The organism is Paraburkholderia acidicola, from assembly GCF_002362315.1.
GTDB lineage: Bacteria > Pseudomonadota > Gammaproteobacteria > Burkholderiales > Burkholderiaceae > Paraburkholderia > Paraburkholderia acidicola.
The window spans coordinates 2,038,489-2,062,361 of the sequence record NZ_MTZV01000006.1; the positions used below are offsets into that span (position 1 = coordinate 2,038,489).

The window sequence follows — 23,873 nt, forward strand, 5'->3', positions numbered from 1 at the left end:
TCCGGGATCGTCCGGGGCCTTTTACCGCAAGCCGTCATGAATCTTTCGCTCTACGCGCTGACCGTCCTGATCTGGGGCACCACCTGGATTGCCATCAAGTGGCAGCTTGGCGTCGTGGCGCCGCCGGTATCGATTGCGTGGCGCTTCTGGCTCGCTGCGGCGGTGCTGTTCGCGCTACTGCGTGTGATGCGCCGGCCCATGCGCCCGCCGCGCGAAGCATGGCGCTTTCTCGCCGCGCAGGGCCTTACGTTGTTCTGCGTGAATTTCCTGTGCTTCTACTACGCGGAGCAGGTCGTGCCGAGCGGCCTTGTGGCGGTCGTGTTTTCCACGGCGCCGCTGTTGAATTCGCTCAATGGCCGCCTGTTCATGGGACGGCCGCTGCAACCGGCGGCGATCGTCGGCGCGTTGCTTGGTCTTGCGGGCATCGTCTGCCTGTTCCTCCAGCAGATGGCTGGTCACATCGGCGATCACGCCACGTGGCTCGGCCTCGGCATCGCGTTTCTCGGCACGCTGTGTTTTTCGGCGGGCAATCTGCTGTCGAGCCGGATGCAGTCGATGGGGCTGCATCCGCTCGTCACCAATAGCTGGGCGATGCTGATCGGTGCCGTCGTGCTGACGGTAGGCAGTGCGCTTGCGGGCTTGCCGTTCACGGTCGAACCCACTGCGCGCTATCTGGGCGCGCTTGCGTATCTCGCCGTGCCGGGTTCGGTGATCGGCTTTACTGCATATCTAACGCTCGTCGGGCGGATCGGGCCGGAGCGTGCGGCGTATTGCACGGTGCTGTTTCCGATCGTGGCGCTGGCGGTATCGACGGTGTTCGAGGGTTATCAATGGTCGGCGCTTGCCGTGGTTGGCCTCGTACTCGTCGTGGCTGGCAATCTCGTTGCATTCGATCTGACGCGGCGGCTCTTTGCGCGGCCGGTTGTGTCACGGTAGATCGCAGATCACGTGACTTTGCGCAAAGTGAAGTAGCACCGCCGGACGTTAAAGGTGAGAAGGTTCGGGAGCTGTGCGCATCGTCGCCGTGCCGGCCATCACAGCCGCGATCGCATAGGTCGTGAACCCCACCGCACCCACCACCCACAGCGCCACCGAAAGATGCGGCGCGAGAATCGTCGCAGCCCCCGCAATCGCGACACCGAACAGACTGCCCGCCTGACGCAACGCGTTGAGCAAACCGGACGCGACACCGGCCAGTTCACCGGGCACCTGTTCGAGCACCGTCGAGATCATCGGCGCAACTGAAAGCGCCGTGCCCAGACCGAAAGCCACCATCGTCCCGTACACCAGCAGCCACGGCGCATGCACCTCGAGCAGCGCGGCCATCGCGGGCACGGCGAACGCGGCGAGCCCGAGGCCGCTCGCGATCAGTTGAGTTGCACTGAAACGGCCCTGCAGCTTGCCCGACAGCACGTTGCCGAGCGATAAGCTTGCCGCGAGCGGCAGCAGCGTGAGCCCGGTCTGCCGTGCATTGAGTCCGATCTCGCCGTGCAGATACAGACTCAGCACGAACAGCAACCCGAAGTAGCCGATATAGACGAGCGTACCGGTCAGGTTCATCGCGACGAATACGCGATTGCGGAACCAGTGCACCGGCACCATGGGATCGTGCGCGCGCCGTTCGACGGCGATCAGCGTCAGCGTGGCGAGCCCGGCGACGAGTGCCGCCACCCAGACTTCGCGTGACGCGAGGCCGCGTGTCGGTAGTTCGATGGCGGCGTAGCAGAGTGCGCCGAGCGCGATCGTACTCGCAAGCTGGCCGCGCCAGTCGAAGCGTCGGGCGGCGCTGCTTCGCGCGGCACTTCGCACGACGATCCACGCACCGGCCAGCGCGGCGAGGCCGGTCGGCACATTGATCAGAAACGCGCTGCGCCAGCCGAAGCCGTCCACCAGCACGCCACCTGCAACCGGTCCGATCGACGCAGCCACCGACGCAATGCCAGCCCACACCGCAATGGCGCGGGCGCGTTCGCGCGGATCGTCGAAGGTGCTGCGTACGATCGCAAGCGATGCCGGCAGGAACAGCGCGGCGCCCATGCCCTGCACGAAGCGCGCGGCGATCAGCGGGCCGACCGTAGGCGCCAGCCCGCACGCCGCGGATGCCCCGACGAACAGCGCCAGTCCCCACAGGTAGACGGCCTTCGCGCCGAAGCGATCGGACGCGACGCCACCGGCCAGGATCAGCGCGGCGAAACTCAGCGTGTACGCATCGACGATCCACGCAAGCCCAGCGACGCTCGCGTGCAGATTGGCGCGCATCGCGGGAAGCGCGACGTTGACGATCGTCGTGTCGAGCACCGCCATGAACATGCCGCTCGCGACGAGCGCGAGCGTCAGGCGGCGGCGATTGGCGACGCGGCGCGCGGCCGCGTCGTCGGTTGATGTGACGGTGGGGGACAGTGGAGTGAGTGCGCAATCGGCCATGGCGGGCTTCCGGTTCATGGGTTGCAGTCTACAAACGTTTATTGATGCAATAAAGCAGCGATTTCGCAGGTATATGATGCAGAATTGCATCACCGGATGAAGGCGCGGCGGGACGTGCCAGACCCTATTGAAGGAGGCGGATGACGATGAACTGGGACAACGCACGCTACTTTCTGGCCGTGGCCCGGGCGGGCACGCTGCGCGGCGCGGCGGCGCGCCTGAGCGTCGACCAGGCGACGGTCGGCAGGCGCATCGCCGCGCTCGAAGAAGCGCTCGCAGCGAAGCTCTTCCTGCGCACGCCGACGTTGTACGTGCTGACGCCGGCGGGCGAGGCACTGCAGGGGCCGGCCGAATCGATGGAGCAGGCCGCGTTGCAGATCGAGCGGCGCGTCGCGGGGCTCGACGACCAGTTGAGCGGCACGATCCGCGTGGCGACCACCGATTCGCTGGCGAAACGCTTCGTAATTCCGGCCATCGCGCGGGTGCGCAAGGAGCATCCAGGCATCGATATCGTCTGTCTGACTTCGCCGGCCATCGCCAACCTGACGCGGCGCGAGGCCGATCTCGCGATCCGCACGTTGCGACCCGATGCGCCGGACCTGATCGCGCGGCGGCTGGCCCAGCTCGAAGCGGGTGTTTACGCGTCGCGTGCGTATATCGCAGCACGCGGCGAGCCGCGCGAAGGCGAAGCGTTCGAAGGACACGACCTCGTGATGTACCAGCAGCCGGTCGTACCGTCGATGTGGGACGCGCTATGCGGCGAGCCGACGACGCGCGGGCGGGTGGTGTTTCAGACCTCGTCGACGATGATGCTGTTCGAAGCCGCGTGCGCCGGGCTCGGTGTAACCGAGTTGCCGTGCTTTCGCGCCGACCTTGAGCCGGAACTGGTGCGCGTGATGCCGCAGCGCGTCGACCGCTTCGACGCGTGGCTCGTCGCGCATGCCGATCTGTACAAGACCGCGCGCATGCAGGCGCTGATCGCGGCCGTGACCGACGAGTTTGCTTCGCTCGCGCATTGAACGCGGACGGTGTCCGTTCTGCATCAACGCGAGGCGGTCTTGATCGGACTCGGGCGGTCGCCGCGCATATCGCTTACGGGCCATAGCGGTGCGGTGTATTTTGCGTGCCGCATGCGGACCATGCCGGGCGCCGTCTCGAACAACTCCGCCAGCCAGTCGACCAGCGCACGCACGCGTGGCGAAATCTGCCGGCTGCGTACATAGGCCACGGACACTTCCATCGGCAGCGGCCGGTGCGCAGCCAGTACTTCGACGAGCTGCCCGGACGCGAGATACGGCGCCGCGGCGTGACGGCCCGGCTGGATCAGCCCAAGTCCTTCGACACCGCACGCAAGGTACGTATGTTCGTCGTTGACCTGTACGAAGCCGTCGATCTTCACGCGCGCGGCCCGCGTCGCGACATCGAAATCGAAGTCTGCGCGCCGGCCGCCGTAGGCCGACAGCCAGTTGACCGCAGTGTGGCCGGCGAGATCGTCGAGCGTTTGCGGTGTGCCGCAGCGCGCGAGATACGCGGGGCTGGCGCAGGTGATGCGTTCAAGCAAGCCGAGGCGCCGCGCGATCAACCCCGAGTCCGGCAGTTCGCCGAACGCGATGCTGCAATCGATGCTGTCGCCGACCAGATCGATCGACCGGTTGCCGATGCCGATCACGAGTTCGATATGCGGATGCCGCGCGTGAAACGCCGGCAGTGCCGGGACGACGAGTGCTGCGGCAATGGTGCCCGGCATGTCGACACGCAGGCGGCCGCGCAGATTGTCCGGGCGATTGAAGAGGCCCGATTCGGCTTCGTCGATGGCTGCGAGAATCTGCGCGCAGCGCTCGTAGTACGCAGCGCCTTCGGCGGTCAGCGTGACTTTGCGGGTGGTGCGCACGAGCAGTTGCACGCCGAGCAGCGATTCGAGCGACTGCACGGTGGTGGTCGCGGAAGCGCGTGGAATCTCGAGCGATTCGGCGGCACGCGTGAAACTGCTGGCGTCGACGATGCGCACGAAGATGCGCATCGCCTGGACACGGTCTATCACGTTGAATCTCCGATGCGCGTCGCGGTTGTGCCGCTTCGTGTGAATGCGCGCGTGCTGGTCAGTGCAGTTAGTCCCGCTTCGCGCCATGTTGCCGTTTGCGTATTTTTCATCACGTGGACAGTCGGCCCGGGCCGGCATATTATGCAAGTATTGGCTTGGATATTAGTGCGACCTCATGAAATATGCAAATGAAAGCTTGGAAAACCATATCACCCAAGGTGGCACTCGGCAGCAGTCGGAGCGCATCCTCCATCTGTTGAAAACGCAGGGGCCGTCGTCGACGGCGGCGATTGCGACGGAGCTGGGCATCACGGGCGAAGCTGCGCGCCAGCAGATCCAGAAGCTGAATGCACGCGGCTTGATCGAAGGACGTCAGACGGAACAGGACAGCCCCGGCAGGCCGGGGCAAAACTGGCGTTTGACCGAAGCGGGCCATGCGCGCTTTCCGGATGCGCATCCGCAGCTCACCATCCAGTTGATCGGATCGATCCGGCAGCTGTTCGGCGAGGAAGGACTCGAGCGTTTAATCGAACAGCGCGAAGTGGAAACGCGCGCAAGTTACGTCGGCGCGCTCAAACAGGTGAAGGGGCTCAAGGCGCGGCTTGAAAAGCTGGCGGACATTCGCCGCGCGGAAGGCTATATGGCCGAGCTGCGCAAGGATGGACGCGACTGGCTGCTGATCGAAGATCACTGTCCGATCTGCGCGGCTGCGCGGGTGTGTCAGGGGTTCTGCCGATCGGAGTTGCAGCTGTTCGCGGAGGTCGTCGGCGAGGATGGATCGATCGAGCGTGAGGAGCATATTTTTGCCGGGGCGCGGCGGTGCGCTTATCGGGTGCGGACGGGGGCGCGGGCTCGTGGGGGGTGATGGTTGCGCCCGTGGCGATTAGCGGTTGCTTGTATGACGCACCTGTGCAGCAAGGACATCATCCGCGCTACGGCCAACCAGTTCACGATAAAGACTCGGCGCGGTCGCCCCTTCGGTGTTGATCAACAGCACGCGTGAAGCGGCATCGAGTGCCGCGCGTTCGCGCCACCCGGTGCGGTTCGCGAGTGCGATCAAACCCGCGAGTCCCGCCACGCCCGATTCACCGCCGACAATCGGCACATCACGCGGCCCGCCAGCGGCGATGATCCGCATCGCGTCGATGGCTTCGTCGTCATCGACGGTCATGAAGCCATCTACCGATGGCGCAAGAAAACGCCACGCCAACGGCGATGTCGCACCACACGCGAGACCGGCCATCACCGAATCGACCGAACCGGTCGCGAGCGCCGCGCGCTGCGCGAGCGCGCTTTGCAGCAGGCAATCGGCTTGCTGCGGCTCGATGACGATAAACATCGGTCGCTGCACGCCCCACATTTCCGTGAAGTAACTGACGATACCCGCAGCAAGCCCACCCACACCGCCTTGCAACAGCACATGCGTAAACGGACACGCGGTTGCATGCGACGCGCTGCCAGCCTGTTCGATCGCTTCGGCAGCGATCGTGCCGTAACCCTGCATCACATCGCGCGGAATCTCCTCGTAGCCATCCCACGACGTATCCGATACGACATGCCAGCCATGTTCCGCCGCAAGGCGCGCCGCTTCGACCACCGACGCATCGTAATTCCCATCGATACGAATCACCCGCGCACCGAATGCCGCGATCGATGCAGCCCGCTCGTCACTCACATGCCGATGAATCACGATCACGCAGCGACAGCCGATACTCTGCGCAGCGGCAGCCAGCGCGTGGCCGTGATTCCCGTCGGTGGCGCTGACGACAGTGAAGCTGCCCAGTAACGCCGCATGACGCCCGGCGAACAGATCCGCCGCGGTCCATTCCTGCACGGCAAACTGCCTGACGATCAACCGCACAAGCGCGATCGGCGCGCCGAGCACCTTGAAGCTGCCTGGCGCCGCGCGTTTCGATTCATCCTTGACCGCAAGCTGCGCGATGCCGAGGCGCGCGGCAAGATCGGGCAGCGACCATAGCGGAGTCGGTTCGGCGGCAAGCATCGGCCAGTGCGCGAGCCAGCGACGGCTTTCTTCGGCACGCTCGATACTCATGATCTGCCGCAGCGCTACATCGTAGGTGTCGCGCACGGCTTGCGGATTGGTGATGAACATCGTCATATCGTTTTGTACACGTGGTGTCGATTTACTGTGCGTGACGCGGCAAACGCAGGCGCGCAATTTCCGCGAAGTAGCGCGCGCCGGTCACCAGCACGTCGTCGTTGAAGTCATAGCGCGCGTTGTGCAGCGGCGTGCTGCCGTGGCCGTCACCATCGCCGTTGCCGATAAATGCGAAGGCGCCTGGCACGACGCGCAGGAAGGCGCCGAAGTCTTCGGAGATCATCATCGGTGGGACGTTTTCATCGACGTGCTCCGCTCCGACGATGCGCGTCGCCGCTTCGACGACGGTCGGCACGCAGCTTTCCCAGTTCACGGTCGGCGCGAACTCGTGCGTGTATTCGAACGCACATTGCGCGCCGTTTAACGCGCACAGCCCCTCGCTGATCTCACGCATGCGTTTTTCGAGCAGCGCCTGCACCTCCGGCGTATAGCTACGCGTATCGCCCTTGATGATCACGTTGCCCGGAATCGCATTGCGGATGCCGTCGGTAAGAATCTCGGTGCATGAGATCACGGCGGGCACACCGGGGTCGAGCGTGCGCGACACGACGGTTTGCAACGCGAGCACGATCTGCGCGGCAATCACGATCGGATCGACGCCCATGTGCGGCCGCGCTGCGTGTGTGCCGCGACCCTTCACGTGGATCGTGAAGTTGTCTTCGCTGGCCATGATGCCGCCCACGCGCGTGGCGATGTGTCCGGCTGGCATGCCCGGCATGTTGTGCACGCCGTAGATCTCGTCGACGGGAAAGCGCTCGAACAGGCCGTCGTCGATCATCGCTTTCGCGCCGCGGCCATGCTCTTCCGCCGGCTGGAAGATGAAGCGCACGGTGCCGTCGAAGTCGCGCCGCTCGCACAGCAGTTGCGCGGCGCCGAGAATCATCGTCATATGACCGTCGTGTCCGCACGCGTGCGATTTGCCCGCAACCTGCGATGCGTAGGGCCGCGCGGCTGCATCTTCGGCGATATTCAGCGCATCCATTTCGGCACGCAAACCGATTACGCCACGGCCGCTACCGAGCGTCAGACTCGCGACCAGCCCTGTTTTGCCGATGCCGCGATGCACATCCATACCGAGTCCGCTCAACACCTGCGCAACGAAGTCCGACGTGTGCGCTTCCTCGAAACCGGTTTCCGGATGACGGTGCAGCCCGTGACGCCATTGCGTCAGTTGCTGCTCGAACGAGGTTGCAGTGGTCATGACGACGACTCCGGAAATAGAATGCAACGAGTATAAGAGCGGCACGTGAGACGTTTTCCCGGCGAATACCAATCTGGTGAGAAAACTTTGCACAGCTTCATGCCAAGATGGAAAATCCGCTCATCGGCTTACCTGGAGGTTGCAATGGCGCTCGATCGTCTCGATGTGCAGATACTGAACCTGCTGCAAGAGGACGCATCGATGCCGCTGCGTGCGTTGGCGGACCGCGTGCATAGCTCGGTGGCGACATGCCAGCGGCGCATCAACCAGTTGAAGAGTGACGGCGTGCTGATCCGGCAAGTCGCGATCGTCGACCGCATGCGCGTGGGCCGCGCGCTAACCGCGTTTGTCTCCGTCGAACTCGACCGGCAGAACAATGCGTTGCTGCGCGCGTTCGAAAAGAGAATGGCCGCGGAAGCCGACGTGATGGCCTGCTACGAAGTTTCCGGCGAATTCGATTTCATGCTGATCGTCAATTCGACATCGATGGATGCGTATCACGCGTTTACACGGCGCGTCTTTTCGTCGAACGACAACGTGCGCAATTTCAAAAGCAACTTCGCGATGAACTGCTCGAAATTCGAAACGAAGATCGCGCTCGATGAACCGTCCGACTAATGCGCCGCATGGACGATCATCCACGATCGGTATATAACACCATCACGTACCCATTCAACGCAGCCTGGAAGGAGAGCCGTACCATCATGACGCGCGATGTCCCAGACAAGCAGGAAGCGGGCGAACGTCCCGATCTCGAACATCTCGATGCAGCAGTCACTCATATCGACACACTGGTTTCGTCCGGGAGCATCGCGACGAGCGCCGCGAAGGGTCTGCTGTACGGCCTGATCGAAACCCTGGGCACGCTGGTCGGCGACCCCGACCTGCCCGAGCATGCGCGCTCCGGCTACGAAGATCTGCTGGAATCCGCACGCGAACTGCGCACGAAGCTCTAACGCCAGAGCGTCATGCAGGCGGTGCGCAGACCGCCTGCCATCGACGCCGCCGCAGCTTACTCGTCAGCGTCGTCGGCGAGCAGCGCTGCCTTTAGCGCCGCCGGCGCAGACGTGACCTGCAATTGCGGCGTGCCGTGCCATTGCGCACAGCGTTGCAATGCGCGCCTGAGATCCGCGATAAGACGGCCGCTTTCACGCACGCCTTCCTCGAGATGCACCGACTTCAGTTCGAACACGCCGCTCGCGCGGTGTGCTTTCGCATCGACCCGCCCGACTAGCTTGCCGCGGCTTAGCAACGGCAGAACGAAGTAGCCATATTTACGCTTCTCAGCAGGCGTATAGCATTCGATCACATAGTCGAAATCGAACAGCGCCGCCGCCCGCTTGCGATCCCACACGACCGGATCGAACGGCGACAGCACCGTCGTTACCGTCGAGGCAAGACGCCCACTGGTTGCATCGTCGATGAGCGGCACGAACTCGCGATGCACGAACGTATCCTGTTTCCATCCGTCGACGCGCACCGGCAACAACTCACCCGCATCCGCGAGCGCGTGCAATGCATCGGTGTACGGACGGCGCGGCAGCCGGTAGTAATCGGCGACCCAGTCGGCGCGAACCACGCCAAGCGAGCGGCAACTGCGGTTTAGCAGCGTTTGCTCGACGACGTCAGCGGGCTGGAGATGCAGTGCGTCGTCCCAGCCCGGCAACACACGCTCGGTGAGGTCGTAGACACGCTGGAAATTGCGCCGCTCCGCAACCATCAGATGACCGATCGCGAACAGCACTTCGAGATGCCGTTTCTCGGGCTTCCAGTCCCACCAGCCGCTACCTGTGCCGCCTTCGCGCGCGAAATCCGCGGAGCGCACCGGGCCGGTTGCGCGGATATGCTCGAGCAGTTTCGCGATGTCGCGCCGGTATTTCTTGTGCCAGTCGGCGGCGTATTTCCAGCCCATCCCGGACGGATCGAGCATCCGGTGACGCAGCAAACCATAGTCCTCGATCGGCACGAAACACGCTTCATGCGACCAGTATTCGAACAGGCTACCCTCGGCGAGATGTTCGTCGAGCCACTGCGGCAGATACGGCCCGAGCCGGCTGAACAGCACGAGGTACGGGCTGCGCGCGACGACGTGAATCGTGTCGATCTGCAGTTGCGCCATCTGCCGGATGGCGGCGAGGACGTCGGGCTTGGTCGCCTTGCGGCGCGGCGGTGTCAGCAGGCCCTGGGCGGCGAGGTGCAGCGTGCGGGCGGCGGAGAGAGGAAGAGTGTTCACGCGAGCGATCGGTGGTTGACGGATGCGGCGGCGCCGGCGGTGGGCCGGTTGCCATGCGGGACAAGCGCTACTTTAGCGTGAACGGCGTGCTTGTGATGGGCCGACCCGGATCGCCACGCATTCGCGCGAGCTGCAGGGTCACGAACGAAGGTCTCTTATCAACTGTTCGGCGAGGAAATCGCAGGGAGGGCGGGCCGATCTTGCGCTCCGCGCGAGGACAATCTCGACATCCTCCAAAGGTGGCAAACCTTCGGCTTCGCCCAGATGCAGCAGATGAGGCGGCACGCTGCACTTCGGCAGCGGGGCAATCGCGAGCCCGGCTTCGACCACGGAGAGCAGCCCGAGCAGGCTTGGACTCTCCGATGACATCCAGTACTCGATGCGCGCTTTCTCGAGCGCGCGAATGGCATGCGCGCGTGCCGTGCTGCCGTGCTCGAACACCGCTAGCGGAAGCGGCCGGTCGGTCCAGACCGGGCGAAAGCCACGGGCAGCGGCCCACACCATCGGTTCATTGCGGATCTTCTCGCACGCGATGCCTTTCGGTCGCGTGAAGCAGGCGAGGTCAAGTGTGTTGTCCTTCAGCAAGGGCACGAGCGCGGTGGTTTGCATACCGATCACGCGAATTTCCACGCGCGGATGCGCCACGGCGAAGCGACGCAGCACCGGCGGCAACAGTGAGGAAGCGTAGTCGTCGGGCACACCGATCGTTACGCTGCCGCGCACTTCCGGCCGTACCACGGTCGCCCAGGCTTCTGCGCGCATCGCGAGCATTTTCCGGCCGTATTCGACCAGGATGCTGCCGTCGTGCGTGAGCGTGACGTTGCGCGTGGTTCGCGTGAAGATCGGTTTGCCCAGCGCGTCTTCGAGCGCCTTGATCTGCTGGCTGACCGCAGAAGACGAGCGATGAATGAGCTCGGCGGCTCGGGCAAATGACCCCGCGTCGGCGACTGTCACCACCATCTCCAGCACGTCGAGATCGAGTTTCTTCATTTTGGAAAGAAAATCTTAATAATTTGTTAAGTTTATCCCGTTTTGCTAACTCCTCAAGCTGTTGGATACTGGGGTCTGGTGGAGGCTGACACGACGATACGAAGACACGAGGAGCGACGCAGATGGGCAACTTTCCGGGCATCACTAGCGAGTCTGAACGCAGCGAGCTCACACCGACGGGTGTGCTGCGTGTCGGCGTGGTGTATGCGCCCGAGCCCTCGGCATTTTTCGCGATTCGAACGGCGGATGGCGGTCTGCATGGCGTGACGGTCGACCTGGCCGAAGCGTTCGCTCGAACGCTGAACGTACCAGGCGAGGTACTCGGCTTCTCCGGCTCGGGTCAGCTCGTCGATGCGCTCGAACAGGGGCAACTCGATGTCGCATTTATGCCGGTCGACGACGAGCGCAGGAAGCACGTGAATTTTGGACCGGAATACTACGTCGTCGAGAGCACCTGCCTCGTGCGCGACGCGGCCGCCGTGCCCGACTTCGCAGCACTCAACGATGCCCGGATGACCGTTGTCGGCCTCGCGGAAACCACCACCATCAGGGCGGCGCAAAAGGCGTTGCCCGCGGCGCAGTTCAAGGCAGTGAGTTCAGTCAGCGCGGCGCTTGAGTTGCTGAAGACGGGCGATGCCGACGCCGTTGCCTTGTCGCGCGATGTGCTCGAGCTTTACCAGACCCGCTTTCCGGGTTCCAGGGTACTCGATGGTGCGTTCCATGCGATCAAGGTGGCCATCGCTGTGCCAAAGGAAAAGCCAGTCGCACTAAAGGCAGCAAGCGATTTCCTCGAACAGGCGAAATCGTCGGGGTTTGTAGAGGCCGCATTCAGGCGCGCCGGAGTATAAGCACAAGCGCTGCATCCGTATTTTCAATAGACACCAGACACTCATAACAAACGGAGCCACACATGCCGAGCATCGCTAACAGGGTCAACGAAATCCGCCCGTCACCGACGATCGCGATGAACGCGCGAGCCGCCGAACTCACGCGCGCCGGACGAGACATCGTGCCTTTTAGCCTCGGCGAACCGGACTTTCACACCGCGGAAAACATCAAGGCCGCGGGTATCGCGGCCATCAACGGCAACTTCACGAAATACACGGCAGCGGATGGTTTTGGTCCGCTGAAGAAGGCGGTGGCGAACAAGCTGCTGCGCGAGAACCACGCGCAGTACGAGCCGGGTCAGATCGTCATCGGCTCGGGCGCCAAGGTCATCTTGCTGGCCGCGATCATGTGCACCATCAACCCGGGCGACGAAGTCATCGTCCCCGCGCCGTACTGGGTCACCTATCCGGACCATGTGCAGATCGCCGGCGGCACGCCAGTCTTTGTAGCGTCCGACGCGGCAGCAGGCTTCAAGCTCACGCCTGAAAAGCTCGCGTCTGCGCTGACTGAACGGACCCGGGCACTCATCTTCAACTCGCCGACGAATCCAAGCGGCGCGGTCTACACGCGCGAAGAAATTCAGGCGCTCGGTGCGGTGCTGAAGGACTATCCGGACGTCTGGATCATCACCGACGAACTGTACGAACATCTCTACTACGACGAGCAACGCACGGTCACCTTTGTCGAAGCGATGCCCAGACTCGCGGGGCAGATCATCACGATCAATGGTTTCTCGAAAGGCTATGCGATGACAGGCTGGCGCCTGGGATTCGCGGCCGGCCCGCAGCAGGTGATGAAGTCGATTGGCGATCTTTTGAGCACGATCACCGGCTCGCCCAACAGCGTGGCCCAAGCGGCGGCCATCGAAGCACTGGAAGGCGATCAGTCATACATCGAGCGCAACCGCAGGACCTTTCAGGAGCGCCGCGACTTCGCGTTGCAGCGCCTCGCGCAGATCCCCGGTCTGAAGGCGATCAAGCCTGCCGGTACGTTCTACGTACTCGTTGATTGCGCAGGATGGATCGGGAAGGTGACGCGTAGCGGCCGCGTGTTGACCAGCGACGTTGCGGTCGTCGAAGCGCTACTCGAAGAAGCCGATGTCGCTACGGTGCCGGGTGAGGTATTCGGAGCGGGGCCCTTCATCCGCATGTCCATCGCGCTTGGACGCGAGACGATCGGCAAGGGGATGGACCGCATTGCCGCCTTTGCGGAACGTCTGAAGTAAAGGCTGCTACTGAATATCGGCCAGCCTGCGCATCGTCGTGCGAGGCCGGCCGCTGTGCGTCAGCGGTGCCGATGGATGCGCTGTTAAGCGCCGAGTGCAACCGCCTCGCCGGAAGTGGCGGCGAGCATCTGATGAATCTGCGACACGACCGCAGCGCCTTCGCCGACCGCCGCAGCCACCCGCTTGGTCGATCCGGCGCGCGCATCGCCAATCGCGAACACCCCCTCGACACTGGTACCGAGCCCGCACACCGGATTGACACCGTCGATACCGGTCAGCACAAAACCTTTCTGGTCGAGCTGCACACCGCACGTGCGCAGCCAGTCGGTATTCGGATCGGCACCGGTGAAGAGGAACAGATGCCGCGTGTCGAAATGGTCGGTACCGTCCGGCAGCGGGTTCTTGAGTCCCACCATCGTCAGGCCGCTATCGTCACCGTCGAGCCGCGCGATTTCCGAATACGGATGAACGATCACGTTCGGCAGCGACTGGATGCGATCGATCAGATAGCGCGACATCGTCGCTTCGAACCCGCTGCGGCGAATTAGCACGTGTACGCGCGCCGCCTGCGTCGCGAGATAGACGATCGCCTGGCCCGCTGAATTACCACCGCCGACCAGCACGATGTCCTCGTGCTTGCACAGTTTCGCTTCGACCGGCGATGCCCAGTAGTACACGCCACGTCCGTCGAAACGCTCGAGCCCTTCAATCTCCGGCCGCCGATACACCGCGCCGCTCGCAATCACGATGGCATGCGCGGTGATGCTGCCGCCGCACTTCAACTCGAGACGATGCGGCATTTCCTCGCAATGCAACGTCTTCACCCTGACCGGAATCGCGACGTGCGCGCCGAACTTCTGCGCCTGCACGAATGCGCGGCCCGCGAGCGCCTGACCGGTGATGCCAGTCGGAAAGCCGAGGTAGTTTTCGATCCGCGAACTCGCGCCGGCCTGGCCACCCGGCGCGCGGCTATCGAGCACGATCACCGACAGGCCTTCGGAGGCGGCATAAACGGCTGTCGCGAGCCCGGCCGGCCCGGCACCGACAATCGCGACGTCGTACACATGCGAGTTGTCGAGATCGGGCAGCAAGCCGAGGTAGGTCGCGAGTTCGGGATCGCTCGGCCGACGCAGCACCGTGCCATCCGGGCAGATGACGAGCGGCAGGTCTTCAAGGCGCGCCGCGTACTGTTCGATCAGACCCAGCGCGTCTTCGTCGCTTTCGTCGATGACCGAATGCGGATGACCGTTGCGCGACAGGAAGCCTTGTAGCGCGACGAGCCGCGAGTCGTTGCGCTTGCCGACCAGAATCGGGCCGCCCGCGCCTTTTTCGATCAGCGACACGCGGCGCAGGATCAGCGCGCGCATGATGCGCTCGCCCAGGTCGGCCTCGGCAATAATCAGTGCGCGCAGTCGCTCCGGTGCGATCAGCAGGCAATCGACCGGTTCGAGCGCAACGCCGTTGACGAGCGCGGGCCGCCCGGACAGCTGGCCGACTTCGGCCATGAAGTCGCCGCGCGTGTGCTCGGTGATGATGTGCTCACGTCCGAGTCCATCGCGCTGATAGACCTTGACCGCGCCTGACAGCATCACGAACATGCCGGGACCGGGCAGGCCGGTTTCGAACAGCAGGTCGCCCGGCTGCCAGTGATGCAGTTCGCCGAAGCGGCGCATGCGCTCGATCTCTTCGGCGGTGAGCTTCGGGAACATCTGGTGACGGCGGGTGGACAGCGTCGAGAACGGCGCGTCGGCGACGACATCGGGTTGCACTTCTACTGCCTGAATCGACCCCATCGAATGACTCCTTCACCTTCCGCGCGCCGTGAGGGACGGCCGCGGCAGTAGTACTAGACTGCGTTCGGCGCGATATGCGCCTCGACGTGATGCTGCGACTCCTCGATGATCGCTTCGAGTTCGCAGCCGGCGTCGCGCCAGGCGTCGAGACCGCCCGCCAGCGGGACCACGTCGCTGAAACCTGCTTCGGTAAGCTGCTTGGCCATCCACGCTGCAGAAATTTCGTTCGGACACGAGCAATAGATAACGAGCTTCTGATCGTGCGGATACTTCGCGACGATCTCGTCGAGCTGCCGTTCGTCCGCGTACAGCGAGCCCGGAATCACGAACGGATCGAGCTTGCGCTTTTCGTGCGAACGGATATCGAACACCACGATGGGCGGCGCTTTCGCGAGCATCAATTGATACAGCTCGTCGACGCCGATACGCGCCGTAGCGAGTTTCTTGATCAACTGCCGGCGGCGATACCAGCGATAACTCGCGTAGAGCAGCAGCAGGACGACGACGACCGCCGCGGTCATGCGGCCGAGTCGGCTCGCGCCCGCGAACAGCATGTCGATCTGCGGCGCGAACAGCACGCCGATCACGAGGCCGACGCCGGCCCATAGCGCTGCACCGATGCCGTCGTAACCGAGGAACGCGCGGTAGGACGTGCCCATCGCGCCGGCCATCGGAATCGACACGATCGACAGGCCCGGCACGAACTTCGCCACGGCGAGCACGCGCACGCCCCAGCGGCCGAAAAAGCGCTCGGTTTTCTTCACGCAGGTATCGCGCGACAGCGACAGTTTGCAGATGGTTTTCAGCGTATTGCCGCCGTACACGCGCCCGGCGAAAAACCAGACGCTGTCGCCGATCAATGTCGCGAACACCGATAACACGAGCACCGGTCCCAACTGCGTACCGATGGAACCGGGATGAAGCGCCGCCATCGCCCCGAACAGGACGATGGTGGGGAGGGCGGGCACGGGCAATCCGAGCGAAGCGGCGAGCACATTGGCGAATACCAGTGCAGGTCCGTATTGCTCAACGAGGTCATGTAGCATCGGCTTACTTGGCGGCCTTGCAGGCTGCGATCTGACGGTAACCCAACGATTATGGACGCATTTTAGAGACGTGCAAGCCTTCTGGAATGCGCGCTGTGACGGCAACTGCAACCGCAAGCGAGATAAGCGGACGGCTGGATGCAGCGCCCGGCGGCGCACGGCCCGGACGGCCGGTTGAGCGTCCGGCTGGACGCACTACGAATCGCGGGAAAGGGAACGGGGCGAGAACCGGGTACGGCAGTCGTGCGGCTCGGGCCGCACGCCGCCGCTGGGCATGTCACTGACGGTGATTGTGCTGTTCGCCGGGCAATTCGGCGCCGTGGGCGCGGATCGCGGCGATCAGTTCCGCGGGCGTAATCTCGTAGCGTACTTCGCGATGAATGCCGGGCTTGCGCTCGTCGACTTCGACCAGAAGAATGCCTTTACCGTCCTCCGTCGATTCGAGACGCAGCGAACGGAGTTCGCGCGCCGTCGCGTCGTCGAATTCGGTGAGCAGGGCCATGGACCCGGAAGACCCGGTAGTGCGCATCGAATGTCCTCGTTTCATTGTTGGATCGAACCATTTTACGGGCCGGTGCACGCGCTGTTTGTCGCGTGGCGCTCATACCGGTGTACGTACCCGGTGATTTGCGCCACTGCGCGCCTGACCTGCCGCAGAGTTGTGGGAGCCAGTTTAACGCGACTCGCCATTTCGCCGGCTGCCTTTTTACGTGCCCTGGCGCGGTGCATTGCCTCGCCGGTTGTGTCATGCCTGTGTCGTACCCGTGGATTAAGGCCGCGCGGGACGACCGGTCGTGGCGATGTGCCAAAGTGTTAGCGGACGGAAAGAATTCGTAGGGAGCGGGTGCGATCGTGGTGCCGGAGTGTGCTGACTACGGGGAACGCCGACGCACGGCGATGGAACCGTCAGAAGAAAGAGGAAAAGCGGCGAGCGCAGTATGTCCGCCGCGGAAACACGACGGCAGCCGCCGCATGCTCATGTCCGATTCCGGCCAGAGTTCGGTGGCGGCCTGCGCTAGAGTAATGCCATGACTTTCGATCGTGATTCCTGTTATGAGGCCATGCTGGCCCGCGACCGGCGCTTCGACGGCTGGTTTTTCGTGGCGGTGACGTCGACGGGTATTTACTGCCGGCCGATTTGTCCGGTGCGTTCACCGAAGCTCGCGAATTGCCGTTTCTACGCGAATGCCGCCGCCGCGGAACATGCCGGTTTCCGGCCTTGCCTGCGCTGCCGACCGGAACTTGCGCCCGGTCACGGGCTGCTCGATGTTTCGCGCCGGCTGGCCCAGGCTGCGGCCGCACTGATCGGCGCGGGTTTTCTCAACGATGCGAATCTGTCCGAGCTGGCGGCACGCGTGGGCGTCAGCACACGGCACTTGCGGCGCATCTTCGAAGCAGAATTCGGCGTGTCGCCAATCGATTACGCGCAAACGCAGCGTCTGTTGATGGCCAAGCGTCTGCTGGCGGACACGACGCTGCCCGCCGCGCAGGTCGCCTTGACGGCGGGCTTTGGCAGTGTGCGGCGCTTCAACGATCTGTTTAGCCGCCGTTATGGCTTCAGTCCCGCGCGCGTGCGCAAGCACGCACCCGACGCTGCGCGCGCCGCCGCCGATACGCTCACCCTCGACTTGCTGTACCGGCCGCCGTTCGCGTGGGACGCGCTCCTGTATTCCCTCACCAGTCAGGCGATTGGCGGTGTCGAGCGCGTGACGCACGACAGCTATACGCGTGCGATCGAGGTGCCGCACGACGGCGCGCGCGTGACCGGCTGGCTGCGCGCCGATCATCTGCCGCAGCGGCTCGCGCTGCGCATTACGCTGTCGTCGTCGCTGACGCCAGTTGTGCCGTCGCTGCTTGCGCAGGTGCGGCGATTCTTCGATCTCGATTGCCGGCCCGATCTGATCGATGCGCGTCTCGGCGCATTGGCCGCGGCGTTGCCCGGCATGCGTGTGCCGGGTGCGTTCGACGGTTTCGAAACCGGTGTGCGTGCGATTGCGCTGCGCCACTGGCCGCGCGCCGATGCGCACGCATGGCTGCAACGTATCGCGGATGCCTTCGGTACACCGGTCGCGCAGGCGCCCGATGGATTGCGCACCGCGTTTCCGTCGGCGCATGCATTGGCGGGTGTGTCGATCCATACGCTGCGGGCCACGGGTTTGCCACCGCGCGGTGTGACGTGTCTATTGAAACTGGCCGACGAGGTCACACAGCAACGTGTGTTTCTCGAACCCTTTACGCCACTCGATGAAACGCTCGCGCATCTGCGCGACGTCATCGGTCTCGACGAATGGTCGGTCCAGTATGTGGCGATGCGCGCGCTCGGTTGGCCCAACGCCTATCCGCTCGGCGATCCGTTGATCTCCCAGCCTTCACCCGACGATGGCGCATGCTGGGCGCCATGGCGCGCCTATGCGGCTCAACATTTCGCGTACGCAGCGGGACAGGAGGCAAGCGCCGCATGAAGTACTGCACATTGATACCGGGCCCGCTCGGCGAGATCCTGCTACGCGCGGAAGACGATGCGCTGACTGGTGTCTTCTTCGTCGGCCAGAAATATTTCCCCGCCGCAGATGCATCCGCTAATTGCTATTCGATTGCCGACACACCGCGCGTTCTGCGCGAAACCCAGCAACAACTCGACGAATATTTCGCGGGGGAGCGCGAACATTTCACACTGCGCCTGCGTCCTGCCGGGACTGCGTTTCAACGCAGCGTGTGGGATCAGCTCGTGAAGATTCCGTTTGGCGAAATCGAGAGCTATGGACGTATCGCGCAGCGTCTCGGCCTCGCGGCGGGCAGTGCGCGCGCAGTCGGCGCCGCGAACGGGCGCAATCCGATTTCGATTGTCGTGCCGTGTCATCGCGTGGTGTCGAGTGCGGGCGATCTGACGGGTTATGCGGGCGGCCTGCATCGGAAGGAGGCGTTGCTTGCTTTAGAGCGGCCACATTCGATGCTGCCGCGACAGATGGAGCTGCTTATTTCGAACGATGCGCATGCAGCGCTTCGACCATCACGGCACCGGCCTCGGTGATGTGTTCTTTCGTCAGACGTTTCGCGAGACGTCGGTCCTTCGCTTCCATCGCTTCAAGAATCCGCGTGTGCTCCGCAAACGACGTGTCCTGATACGCGGCCAGTTGCCAGACCAGCCGCAGATAGCGATCGGCCTTCTGCCATAGCGACTCCAGTGCTTCCATCAGATGCCGTTTGTCGCTCGGCGTATAGATCGCGCGATGAAACGCCCAGTTGTCCTTCGACCATTGATCCACATCGGTGGCGCGCGCGTCCTGATCGAGCACCGCGCGGGCGGTTGCGGCATCGGCGGCGGTGAATGCGTCGAGTGCGGAGTCGAGCGCGAGCAGTTCGAGCGCGACGCGCATTGCCTGCAATTCCTCGGCTTCATCGCGAGTCATCGACGAGACGAACGCCCCGCGATTCGGCACGATCGTGACGAAGCCGCGGGCTTCGAGCTGGATGAACGCTTCACGTACCGGGATGTGGCTCGTGCCGAATTCCTCGGCGATCCGGTCTTGACGCAACTGCGTGCCAGGCGGCAGTTCGCCGCGCAGGATGCGCTCGCGCAGACGCTCGCACAGCGATTCGGAGAAAACTTTTGCGTCAGCTGACTTCTTCATCTTAATATATTAAAACATTTGAGGAGGTTGTTATGACGGTATCAAGACTGAGAAATATTCCCGGTATCGGTGTCGACAAGATGGGCGACGCAGCCGACGCGTCGAACAACCGCAACATTCTAAGGCTCGAGAATCTCGACACCGACCTGCGGCCGCCCGCCGATGCGATCCGGCGCACGCACGAGGCCGTCGAGGACGACGACGCAAACAGTTATCTCCCGTTCATCGGTCAGCGGGCGTTGCGCGAGGCAGTCGTCGCGCGGATCGCAGGAACTGCCGGCGTCGACTACGACGCCGGGCGCGAATGCGTGATTTCCGCGGGCGGTATGTCTGGCGTGCTCAACGTGCTGCTGTCCATTCTCGAGCCCGGCGACGAGGTTGTGTTAACAGACCCAACCTACGCCGGACTGATCAATCGCGTGCGGCTTGCCGGCGGGGAGCCGCGTTTCGCGCGGCTCATTCCTGGCGCCGATGGCTGGCGGCTCGACCTCGATAGCCTGGCGGCGGCGGTCGGTCCGCGCACCCGCGCGCTGCTCGTGATGTCGCCGTCGATGCCGGGTGGCTTCGTCGCCAATCGCACCGAGTGGGACGCGATCGCGCAGCACTGCCGGCGCACGAATGCATGGCTCATCTACGACGCGGCCATGGAGCGCATCGTCTTCGATGGGCGCGCCATCATTCACCCGGCGTCGTTGCCGGAGATGCGCGAACGGACCATCACGGTCGGTTCGGTATCGAAGGAATACCGGATGATTGGCTGGCGGGTCGGCTGGATCGTCGGGCCGGAAACGATCATGGGCGACGTTCGCCTGACGAGTCTGGCCAACGTCGTGTGTCAGGTCGGCATTGGCATGCCGGGTGCGACGGCTGCGTTGACGTCGGCGGATGACGGCGTTGCGCAGGCGGTCGCGGAGTGGCAGACGAGACGCGACTTCCTGTTGCGCGAACTGCACGATCTGCCGCTCGTGCGACCCGACGGTGGCTGGTCGCTGTTGATCGATACGGAGCAACTGGGCTTCACCTCGCCGGAAGCATCGCGGCGGCTGTTCGAGTTCGGTGAAGTGGCGGCCACGCCGATGACGGGCTGGGGACCCGACGCGGGCCGTTATCTGCGCTTCGTGTTTGCCAACGAACCGGTGTCGCGGCTGGCCGATATTCGCAACCGTGTGCGTGCCGCCTGGGGTGTCTGACGGGTTTTTATTTGCGAATAGTTCTCATTACCGATATCATCCGCGCTTCGAAAGCTAATCGTATGGCTACGGGGTGTGGAGATGAAAGGCTGTCAGCGGCGCGGCGGGCGTCGGGGGATTGTTGTGGGGTCGTTGATCCTGTCGCAGGGGTTGCTCGTTGCGGGTGTGTGCGAAGCGGTAGAACAAGAGGGCGCGGCCGATACCGTCGCCAGCGACCGGGGCACGCTGCCGGCGGTCACCGTCAACACCACGAAGCCAATCGATGAAGTGGGCTACCAGCCACGCCGTGCATCGGTGGCGACGCGCACCGATACGCCGTTGATCGACGTGCCGCAAGCCGTCAACGTCGTGACCCAGCAATCGATCAGCGATCGCGCATCCGATAGTCTCGCCGACGCGCTATCGGCAGTGCCCGGTGTGCGCATGGGCAACACACTTGCCGGCACACTCGATGCAATCGTCAAGCGCGGCTTCGGCGACAACCGCGACAATTCGATTCTGCGCGACGGCATGCAATCGGTTCAGCCGCGCAATTTCACGCCGACCACCGAGCGCATCGAAGTCCTCAAAGGTCCGGCGTCGATGCTGTACGGCATTCAGGATCCTGGCGGCATCATCAACGTGGTGACGAAAAAGCCGCAGCTCGAAGCGGCGCGTTCCGTTTCGGGATTCGGCAGTAGCTACGGTGGCGGTGGCGCGCAGATCGATCTGACCGGTCCGATCGGTTCGTCGGGTCTCGCGTATCGCTTCATTGCCGACCATCGGCGCACCGATTACTGGCGCGACTTCGGCGAGACGCGCCAGGATGTGATCGCACCGTCGATCGCCTGGTATGGCCGCGACACTACCGTGCTGCTTGCGTACGAGCACATGAGCTACGCGGTGCCGTTCGATCGCGGCACGATCATCGACACGCGTACCGGGAACCCCGTTGCCATACCCAACGAGGAGCGTCTCGACGAGCGCTACAACGTCTCGGCCGGTCGTTCGGATGCGCTCAATCTGCGTATTGATCACAAGCTGGACAGCAACTGGACCGTGCATGCCGGGTACGGTTTCAATCGAACGTACTACAACGACTGGCAGGCGCGTGTGATGAGCGCGAACTTCAATACCGGCGTTTTGACCCGGCGCGTGGATGCGACACAGAACGGTACGCAGACGACCCACAATCTGACCTTGAACCTCGAGGGTAAGGTGCAGATTGCCGGCCTGCAGAACGATGTGCTCGCGGGCGTGGACTATATGCGTAACTATCGTGTGCTGGCCGATCTTTATCGCGGCAGGAACAATTCGAGCTTCAACCTGTATGCGCCGGTGTACGGATTGCTGCCGCAGATCAGCACGCTCTCGCCAGCCGATAGCGACCAGACCGACAAACTTATTTCGCGCGGCGCTTTCATTCAGGATGCAGTACATCTAGGCGATCGCTGGATCGTGTTGGGTGGTCTGCGCTATGAGTCGTTTAGTGAAATGACCGGCAAGGGGCGACCGTTCGTGGTGGGTGCAAACGTCAATGCGAGCAAGGTGGTGCCGCGCGCGGGCGTCGTCTTCAAGATCGATCCGAAGTGGTCGCTGTATGCCAGCTATAGCGAATCGTTTCGCCCGAATACGTCGGTCGCACAACCGATCGGCGAGCTGCCGCCCGAGCAGGCCCAGGCTTGGGAAATTGGTTCGAAGTACGTGGCGAACAATCTGACCGCGACGCTTGCCCTGTTCGATATTCGCAAGCGCAACATCCAGACCACCGAAACCATCGGTGGAATCAACTACACGCGCAATGCGGGGCGCGCCCGTTCGCGTGGCGTCGAACTTGAAGTGAACGGCAAATTGAGCGACACATGGAGTGCGATTGGTAGCTATGCGTATACCGAGGCCCGCTATCAGGACGATCCGAAGCTCGCGGGTAACCCTTTGCCGAATGCACCGAAGCATGAAGCGGCGCTCTATCTGACGCACGATTTCGGCATGATCGGCACGGCGCCCGTGAGCGGCAGGCTGCGTGCCGGTGCGGGCGGCCGGGTCTTCAGCACGTTGCCGGTCAGCGATGGCAGCGGTAAGGTCTATCACATGCCGTGGGGCCGTGTCGCTGATGCGTTCATTGCGTGGGACTCTCGGATTGTTGGCCAGAACATCGCCTGGCAGCTCAACGCAAAGAACATCTTCAACTCGACTTACTACACGTCGAGTTGCTGCACGGGCACACCATTTGTCACGATTGGCCCATCGCGCGAGTTCATCCTGAGCGCACGGGTCGATTTCTGATGCCTATGGCCGGAGCGCAAGGCGGCTCATTTTGACGCTGCCAGAACGACCCGATGAGAAGGTTCATACGCTATTCATGCGTCTCGAATCAGGCGGGAATACGCATGCTGCATTGCGTCCGCTTTGATTGCTTCGTGTTGCGCTAGTCAGGCTAAAGGATGCTAAAGACTCCCTTCGACTGGCATTGATCGGTAACGCCTTGCCGCGTATTCTTTGCGCCAGTCTGACTCAAATAAAGAAAAGGGGCGTGCCATGTTCGAGATGATTCCGCCGATGGGGTTTGGCCGGCGTCTGTTCGTGTGGTGGTCATGTGCGTGGCGCGAGATGCTCGTCGGTGTGCCGATATGGTTGATCGTACTGATATTGAGTCTGATCTTGATGCCGCATCTCGAAGGGACGGCCCACCTTACGCTCCTCTCCGTGATAACGGCGATCCTGGTTTCAGTGCCGATCGCCTGGATACTGTGTGTGCCGCTGGTCGGCTATATGGTGCTAAGGGCTTTAAAGCACAGGCGCTCAACGCGCCGTCGAAGCTCAGCTTTGGCCAGGCGCTGATGGTCGGATTGACCACGGCCGGCTGGACCGCGCTTTGCTCGATACCGGCTACGGTGGTGATGCGGCTGTTTCAGCACTTCGGCTATCAGCGCGCAGGCAATGCCGTTGTGCTGGTGATCGAGGTACTGTGGGCTCTCTATATTGTTCTTCCGCGTCAGGCACGCCGCCTGCGTTTACTTGCCGGTGTGCAGGAATGAAATGATTGCTGGCTGTCGGGCGCGTGTCGTGTTTAGCTCGATGCGTGCCAGGTTTTCGTCGCTGCTAAAGCCAA

22 protein-coding genes are annotated in these 23,873 nt (G+C 63.2%); 12 read left to right on the top strand and 10 right to left on the bottom strand.

Annotation, left to right across the window (positions count from 1 at the left end):
• The first annotated feature begins 36 nt into the window (after positions 1 to 36).
• The gene (locus BWP39_RS27805; RefSeq protein WP_096725435.1) at positions 37 to 936 is read left to right on the top strand and encodes a DMT family transporter; all 900 of its coding nucleotides are present in this window, start codon (positions 37 to 39) and stop codon (positions 934 to 936) included.
• A 48-nt stretch (positions 937 to 984) separates the two neighbouring features.
• Here the strand turns inward: BWP39_RS27805 and BWP39_RS27810 are convergent, their stop codons facing one another.
• On the bottom strand, positions 985 to 2,424 hold the full coding sequence (locus BWP39_RS27810; RefSeq protein WP_096726215.1) for an MFS transporter: 1,440 nt from the start codon (positions 2,422 to 2,424) through the stop codon (positions 985 to 987).
• A gap of 146 nt (positions 2,425 to 2,570) precedes the next feature.
• Between BWP39_RS27810 and BWP39_RS27815 the strand changes: the two genes are divergently transcribed.
• Positions 2,571 to 3,443 carry a LysR family transcriptional regulator gene (locus tag BWP39_RS27815; protein WP_096726216.1) on the top strand — a complete coding sequence of 291 codons (873 nt, stop codon included), beginning with the start codon at positions 2,571 to 2,573 and terminating at the stop codon, positions 3,441 to 3,443.
• Between the two features lie 23 nt (positions 3,444 to 3,466).
• On the opposite strand, the gene BWP39_RS27820 is transcribed toward BWP39_RS27815, so the two are convergent.
• The gene (locus tag BWP39_RS27820) at positions 3,467 to 4,465 is read right to left on the bottom strand and encodes a LysR family transcriptional regulator (RefSeq protein WP_096725436.1); all 999 of its coding nucleotides are present in this window, start codon (positions 4,463 to 4,465) and stop codon (positions 3,467 to 3,469) included.
• 175 nt (positions 4,466 to 4,640) lie between these two features.
• Here BWP39_RS27820 and BWP39_RS27825 point away from each other — a divergent pair, with 175 nt between their 5' ends.
• Positions 4,641 to 5,330 (top strand): helix-turn-helix transcriptional regulator, encoded by a 690-nt coding sequence (locus tag BWP39_RS27825; RefSeq protein ID WP_096725437.1) that lies wholly within the window; start codon positions 4,641 to 4,643, stop codon positions 5,328 to 5,330.
• A gap of 18 nt (positions 5,331 to 5,348) precedes the next feature.
• On the opposite strand, the gene BWP39_RS27830 is transcribed toward BWP39_RS27825, so the two are convergent.
• Positions 5,349 to 6,578 (bottom strand): diaminopropionate ammonia-lyase, encoded by a 1,230-nt coding sequence (locus BWP39_RS27830; RefSeq protein WP_096726217.1) that lies wholly within the window; start codon positions 6,576 to 6,578, stop codon positions 5,349 to 5,351.
• Positions 6,579 to 6,609: 31 nt separating this feature from the next.
• Positions 6,610 to 7,785: a M20 aminoacylase family protein gene (locus BWP39_RS27835; RefSeq protein WP_096725438.1), complete on the bottom strand. Its 1,176-nt coding sequence runs from the start codon at positions 7,783 to 7,785 to the stop codon at positions 6,610 to 6,612.
• Positions 7,786 to 7,929: 144 nt separating this feature from the next.
• Between BWP39_RS27835 and BWP39_RS27840 the strand changes: the two genes are divergently transcribed.
• Both BWP39_RS27840 and BWP39_RS27845 read left to right on the top strand, forming a co-directional pair.
• Positions 7,930 to 8,403, top strand: a complete 474-nt coding sequence (locus tag BWP39_RS27840; RefSeq protein ID WP_096725439.1) for an Lrp/AsnC family transcriptional regulator — start codon at positions 7,930 to 7,932, stop codon at positions 8,401 to 8,403.
• 86 nt (positions 8,404 to 8,489) lie between these two features.
• Positions 8,490 to 8,741 carry a hypothetical protein gene (locus BWP39_RS27845; RefSeq protein ID WP_096726218.1) on the top strand — a complete coding sequence of 84 codons (252 nt, stop codon included), beginning with the start codon at positions 8,490 to 8,492 and terminating at the stop codon, positions 8,739 to 8,741.
• Positions 8,742 to 8,797: 56 nt separating this feature from the next.
• On the opposite strand, the gene BWP39_RS27850 is transcribed toward BWP39_RS27845, so the two are convergent.
• A complete protein-coding gene (locus BWP39_RS27850) occupies positions 8,798 to 10,018 on the bottom strand; it encodes a winged helix-turn-helix domain-containing protein (protein WP_096725440.1) in 1,221 nt (406 codons plus the stop codon).
• Between the two features lie 138 nt (positions 10,019 to 10,156).
• Positions 10,157 to 11,008, bottom strand: a complete 852-nt coding sequence (locus tag BWP39_RS27855; protein WP_096725441.1) for a LysR substrate-binding domain-containing protein — start codon at positions 11,006 to 11,008, stop codon at positions 10,157 to 10,159.
• Positions 11,009 to 11,130: 122 nt separating this feature from the next.
• Here BWP39_RS27855 and BWP39_RS27860 point away from each other — a divergent pair, with 122 nt between their 5' ends.
• Together BWP39_RS27860 and BWP39_RS27865 are read left to right on the top strand one after the other, a co-directional pair.
• A complete protein-coding gene (locus BWP39_RS27860; RefSeq protein ID WP_096725442.1) occupies positions 11,131 to 11,856 on the top strand; it encodes a transporter substrate-binding domain-containing protein in 726 nt (241 codons plus the stop codon).
• Positions 11,857 to 11,918: 62 nt separating this feature from the next.
• Positions 11,919 to 13,121 carry a pyridoxal phosphate-dependent aminotransferase gene (locus tag BWP39_RS27865; protein WP_096725443.1) on the top strand — a complete coding sequence of 401 codons (1,203 nt, stop codon included), beginning with the start codon at positions 11,919 to 11,921 and terminating at the stop codon, positions 13,119 to 13,121.
• Positions 13,122 to 13,204: 83 nt separating this feature from the next.
• On the opposite strand, the gene BWP39_RS27870 is transcribed toward BWP39_RS27865, so the two are convergent.
• From BWP39_RS27870 to BWP39_RS27880, 3 genes are all read right to left on the bottom strand, one after another.
• A complete protein-coding gene (locus BWP39_RS27870) occupies positions 13,205 to 14,914 on the bottom strand; it encodes an FAD-dependent oxidoreductase (protein ID WP_096725444.1) in 1,710 nt (569 codons plus the stop codon).
• A gap of 53 nt (positions 14,915 to 14,967) precedes the next feature.
• Complete coding sequence (locus BWP39_RS27875; RefSeq protein ID WP_096725445.1) at positions 14,968 to 15,960, bottom strand: DedA family protein/thiosulfate sulfurtransferase GlpE; 993 nt, start codon at positions 15,958 to 15,960, stop codon at positions 14,968 to 14,970.
• Positions 15,961 to 16,237: 277 nt separating this feature from the next.
• On the bottom strand, positions 16,238 to 16,489 hold the full coding sequence (locus BWP39_RS27880) for a hypothetical protein (protein WP_091012288.1): 252 nt from the start codon (positions 16,487 to 16,489) through the stop codon (positions 16,238 to 16,240).
• 499 nt (positions 16,490 to 16,988) lie between these two features.
• Here BWP39_RS27880 and BWP39_RS27885 point away from each other — a divergent pair, with 499 nt between their 5' ends.
• Together BWP39_RS27885 and BWP39_RS27890 are read left to right on the top strand one after the other, a co-directional pair.
• Positions 16,989 to 18,422, top strand: a complete 1,434-nt coding sequence (locus tag BWP39_RS27885) for a DNA-3-methyladenine glycosylase 2 family protein (RefSeq protein WP_096725446.1) — start codon at positions 16,989 to 16,991, stop codon at positions 18,420 to 18,422.
• Entirely contained in the window at positions 18,419 to 18,991 is a 573-nt protein-coding gene (locus BWP39_RS27890) for a methylated-DNA--[protein]-cysteine S-methyltransferase (protein ID WP_096725447.1), read from the top strand. The genes BWP39_RS27885 and BWP39_RS27890 overlap by 4 nt, the downstream gene beginning before the upstream one ends.
• Here the strand turns inward: BWP39_RS27890 and BWP39_RS27895 are convergent.
• Complete coding sequence (locus BWP39_RS27895; protein ID WP_096725448.1) at positions 18,936 to 19,592, bottom strand: GntR family transcriptional regulator; 657 nt, start codon at positions 19,590 to 19,592, stop codon at positions 18,936 to 18,938. The two genes, BWP39_RS27890 and BWP39_RS27895, sit on opposite strands and share 56 nt — an antisense overlap.
• Positions 19,593 to 19,624: 32 nt before the next feature.
• Here BWP39_RS27895 and BWP39_RS27900 point away from each other — a divergent pair, with 32 nt between their 5' ends.
• From BWP39_RS27900 to BWP39_RS27910, 3 genes are all read left to right on the top strand, one after another.
• The gene (locus BWP39_RS27900) at positions 19,625 to 20,782 is read left to right on the top strand and encodes a pyridoxal phosphate-dependent aminotransferase (protein ID WP_096725449.1); all 1,158 of its coding nucleotides are present in this window, start codon (positions 19,625 to 19,627) and stop codon (positions 20,780 to 20,782) included.
• A gap of 81 nt (positions 20,783 to 20,863) precedes the next feature.
• Positions 20,864 to 23,047 carry a TonB-dependent siderophore receptor gene (locus BWP39_RS27905; RefSeq protein WP_096725450.1) on the top strand — a complete coding sequence of 728 codons (2,184 nt, stop codon included), beginning with the start codon at positions 20,864 to 20,866 and terminating at the stop codon, positions 23,045 to 23,047.
• Between the two features lie 344 nt (positions 23,048 to 23,391).
• Entirely contained in the window at positions 23,392 to 23,799 is a 408-nt protein-coding gene (locus tag BWP39_RS27910; protein WP_207557145.1) for a hypothetical protein, read from the top strand.
• The last annotated feature ends 74 nt before the right edge of the window (positions 23,800 to 23,873 follow it).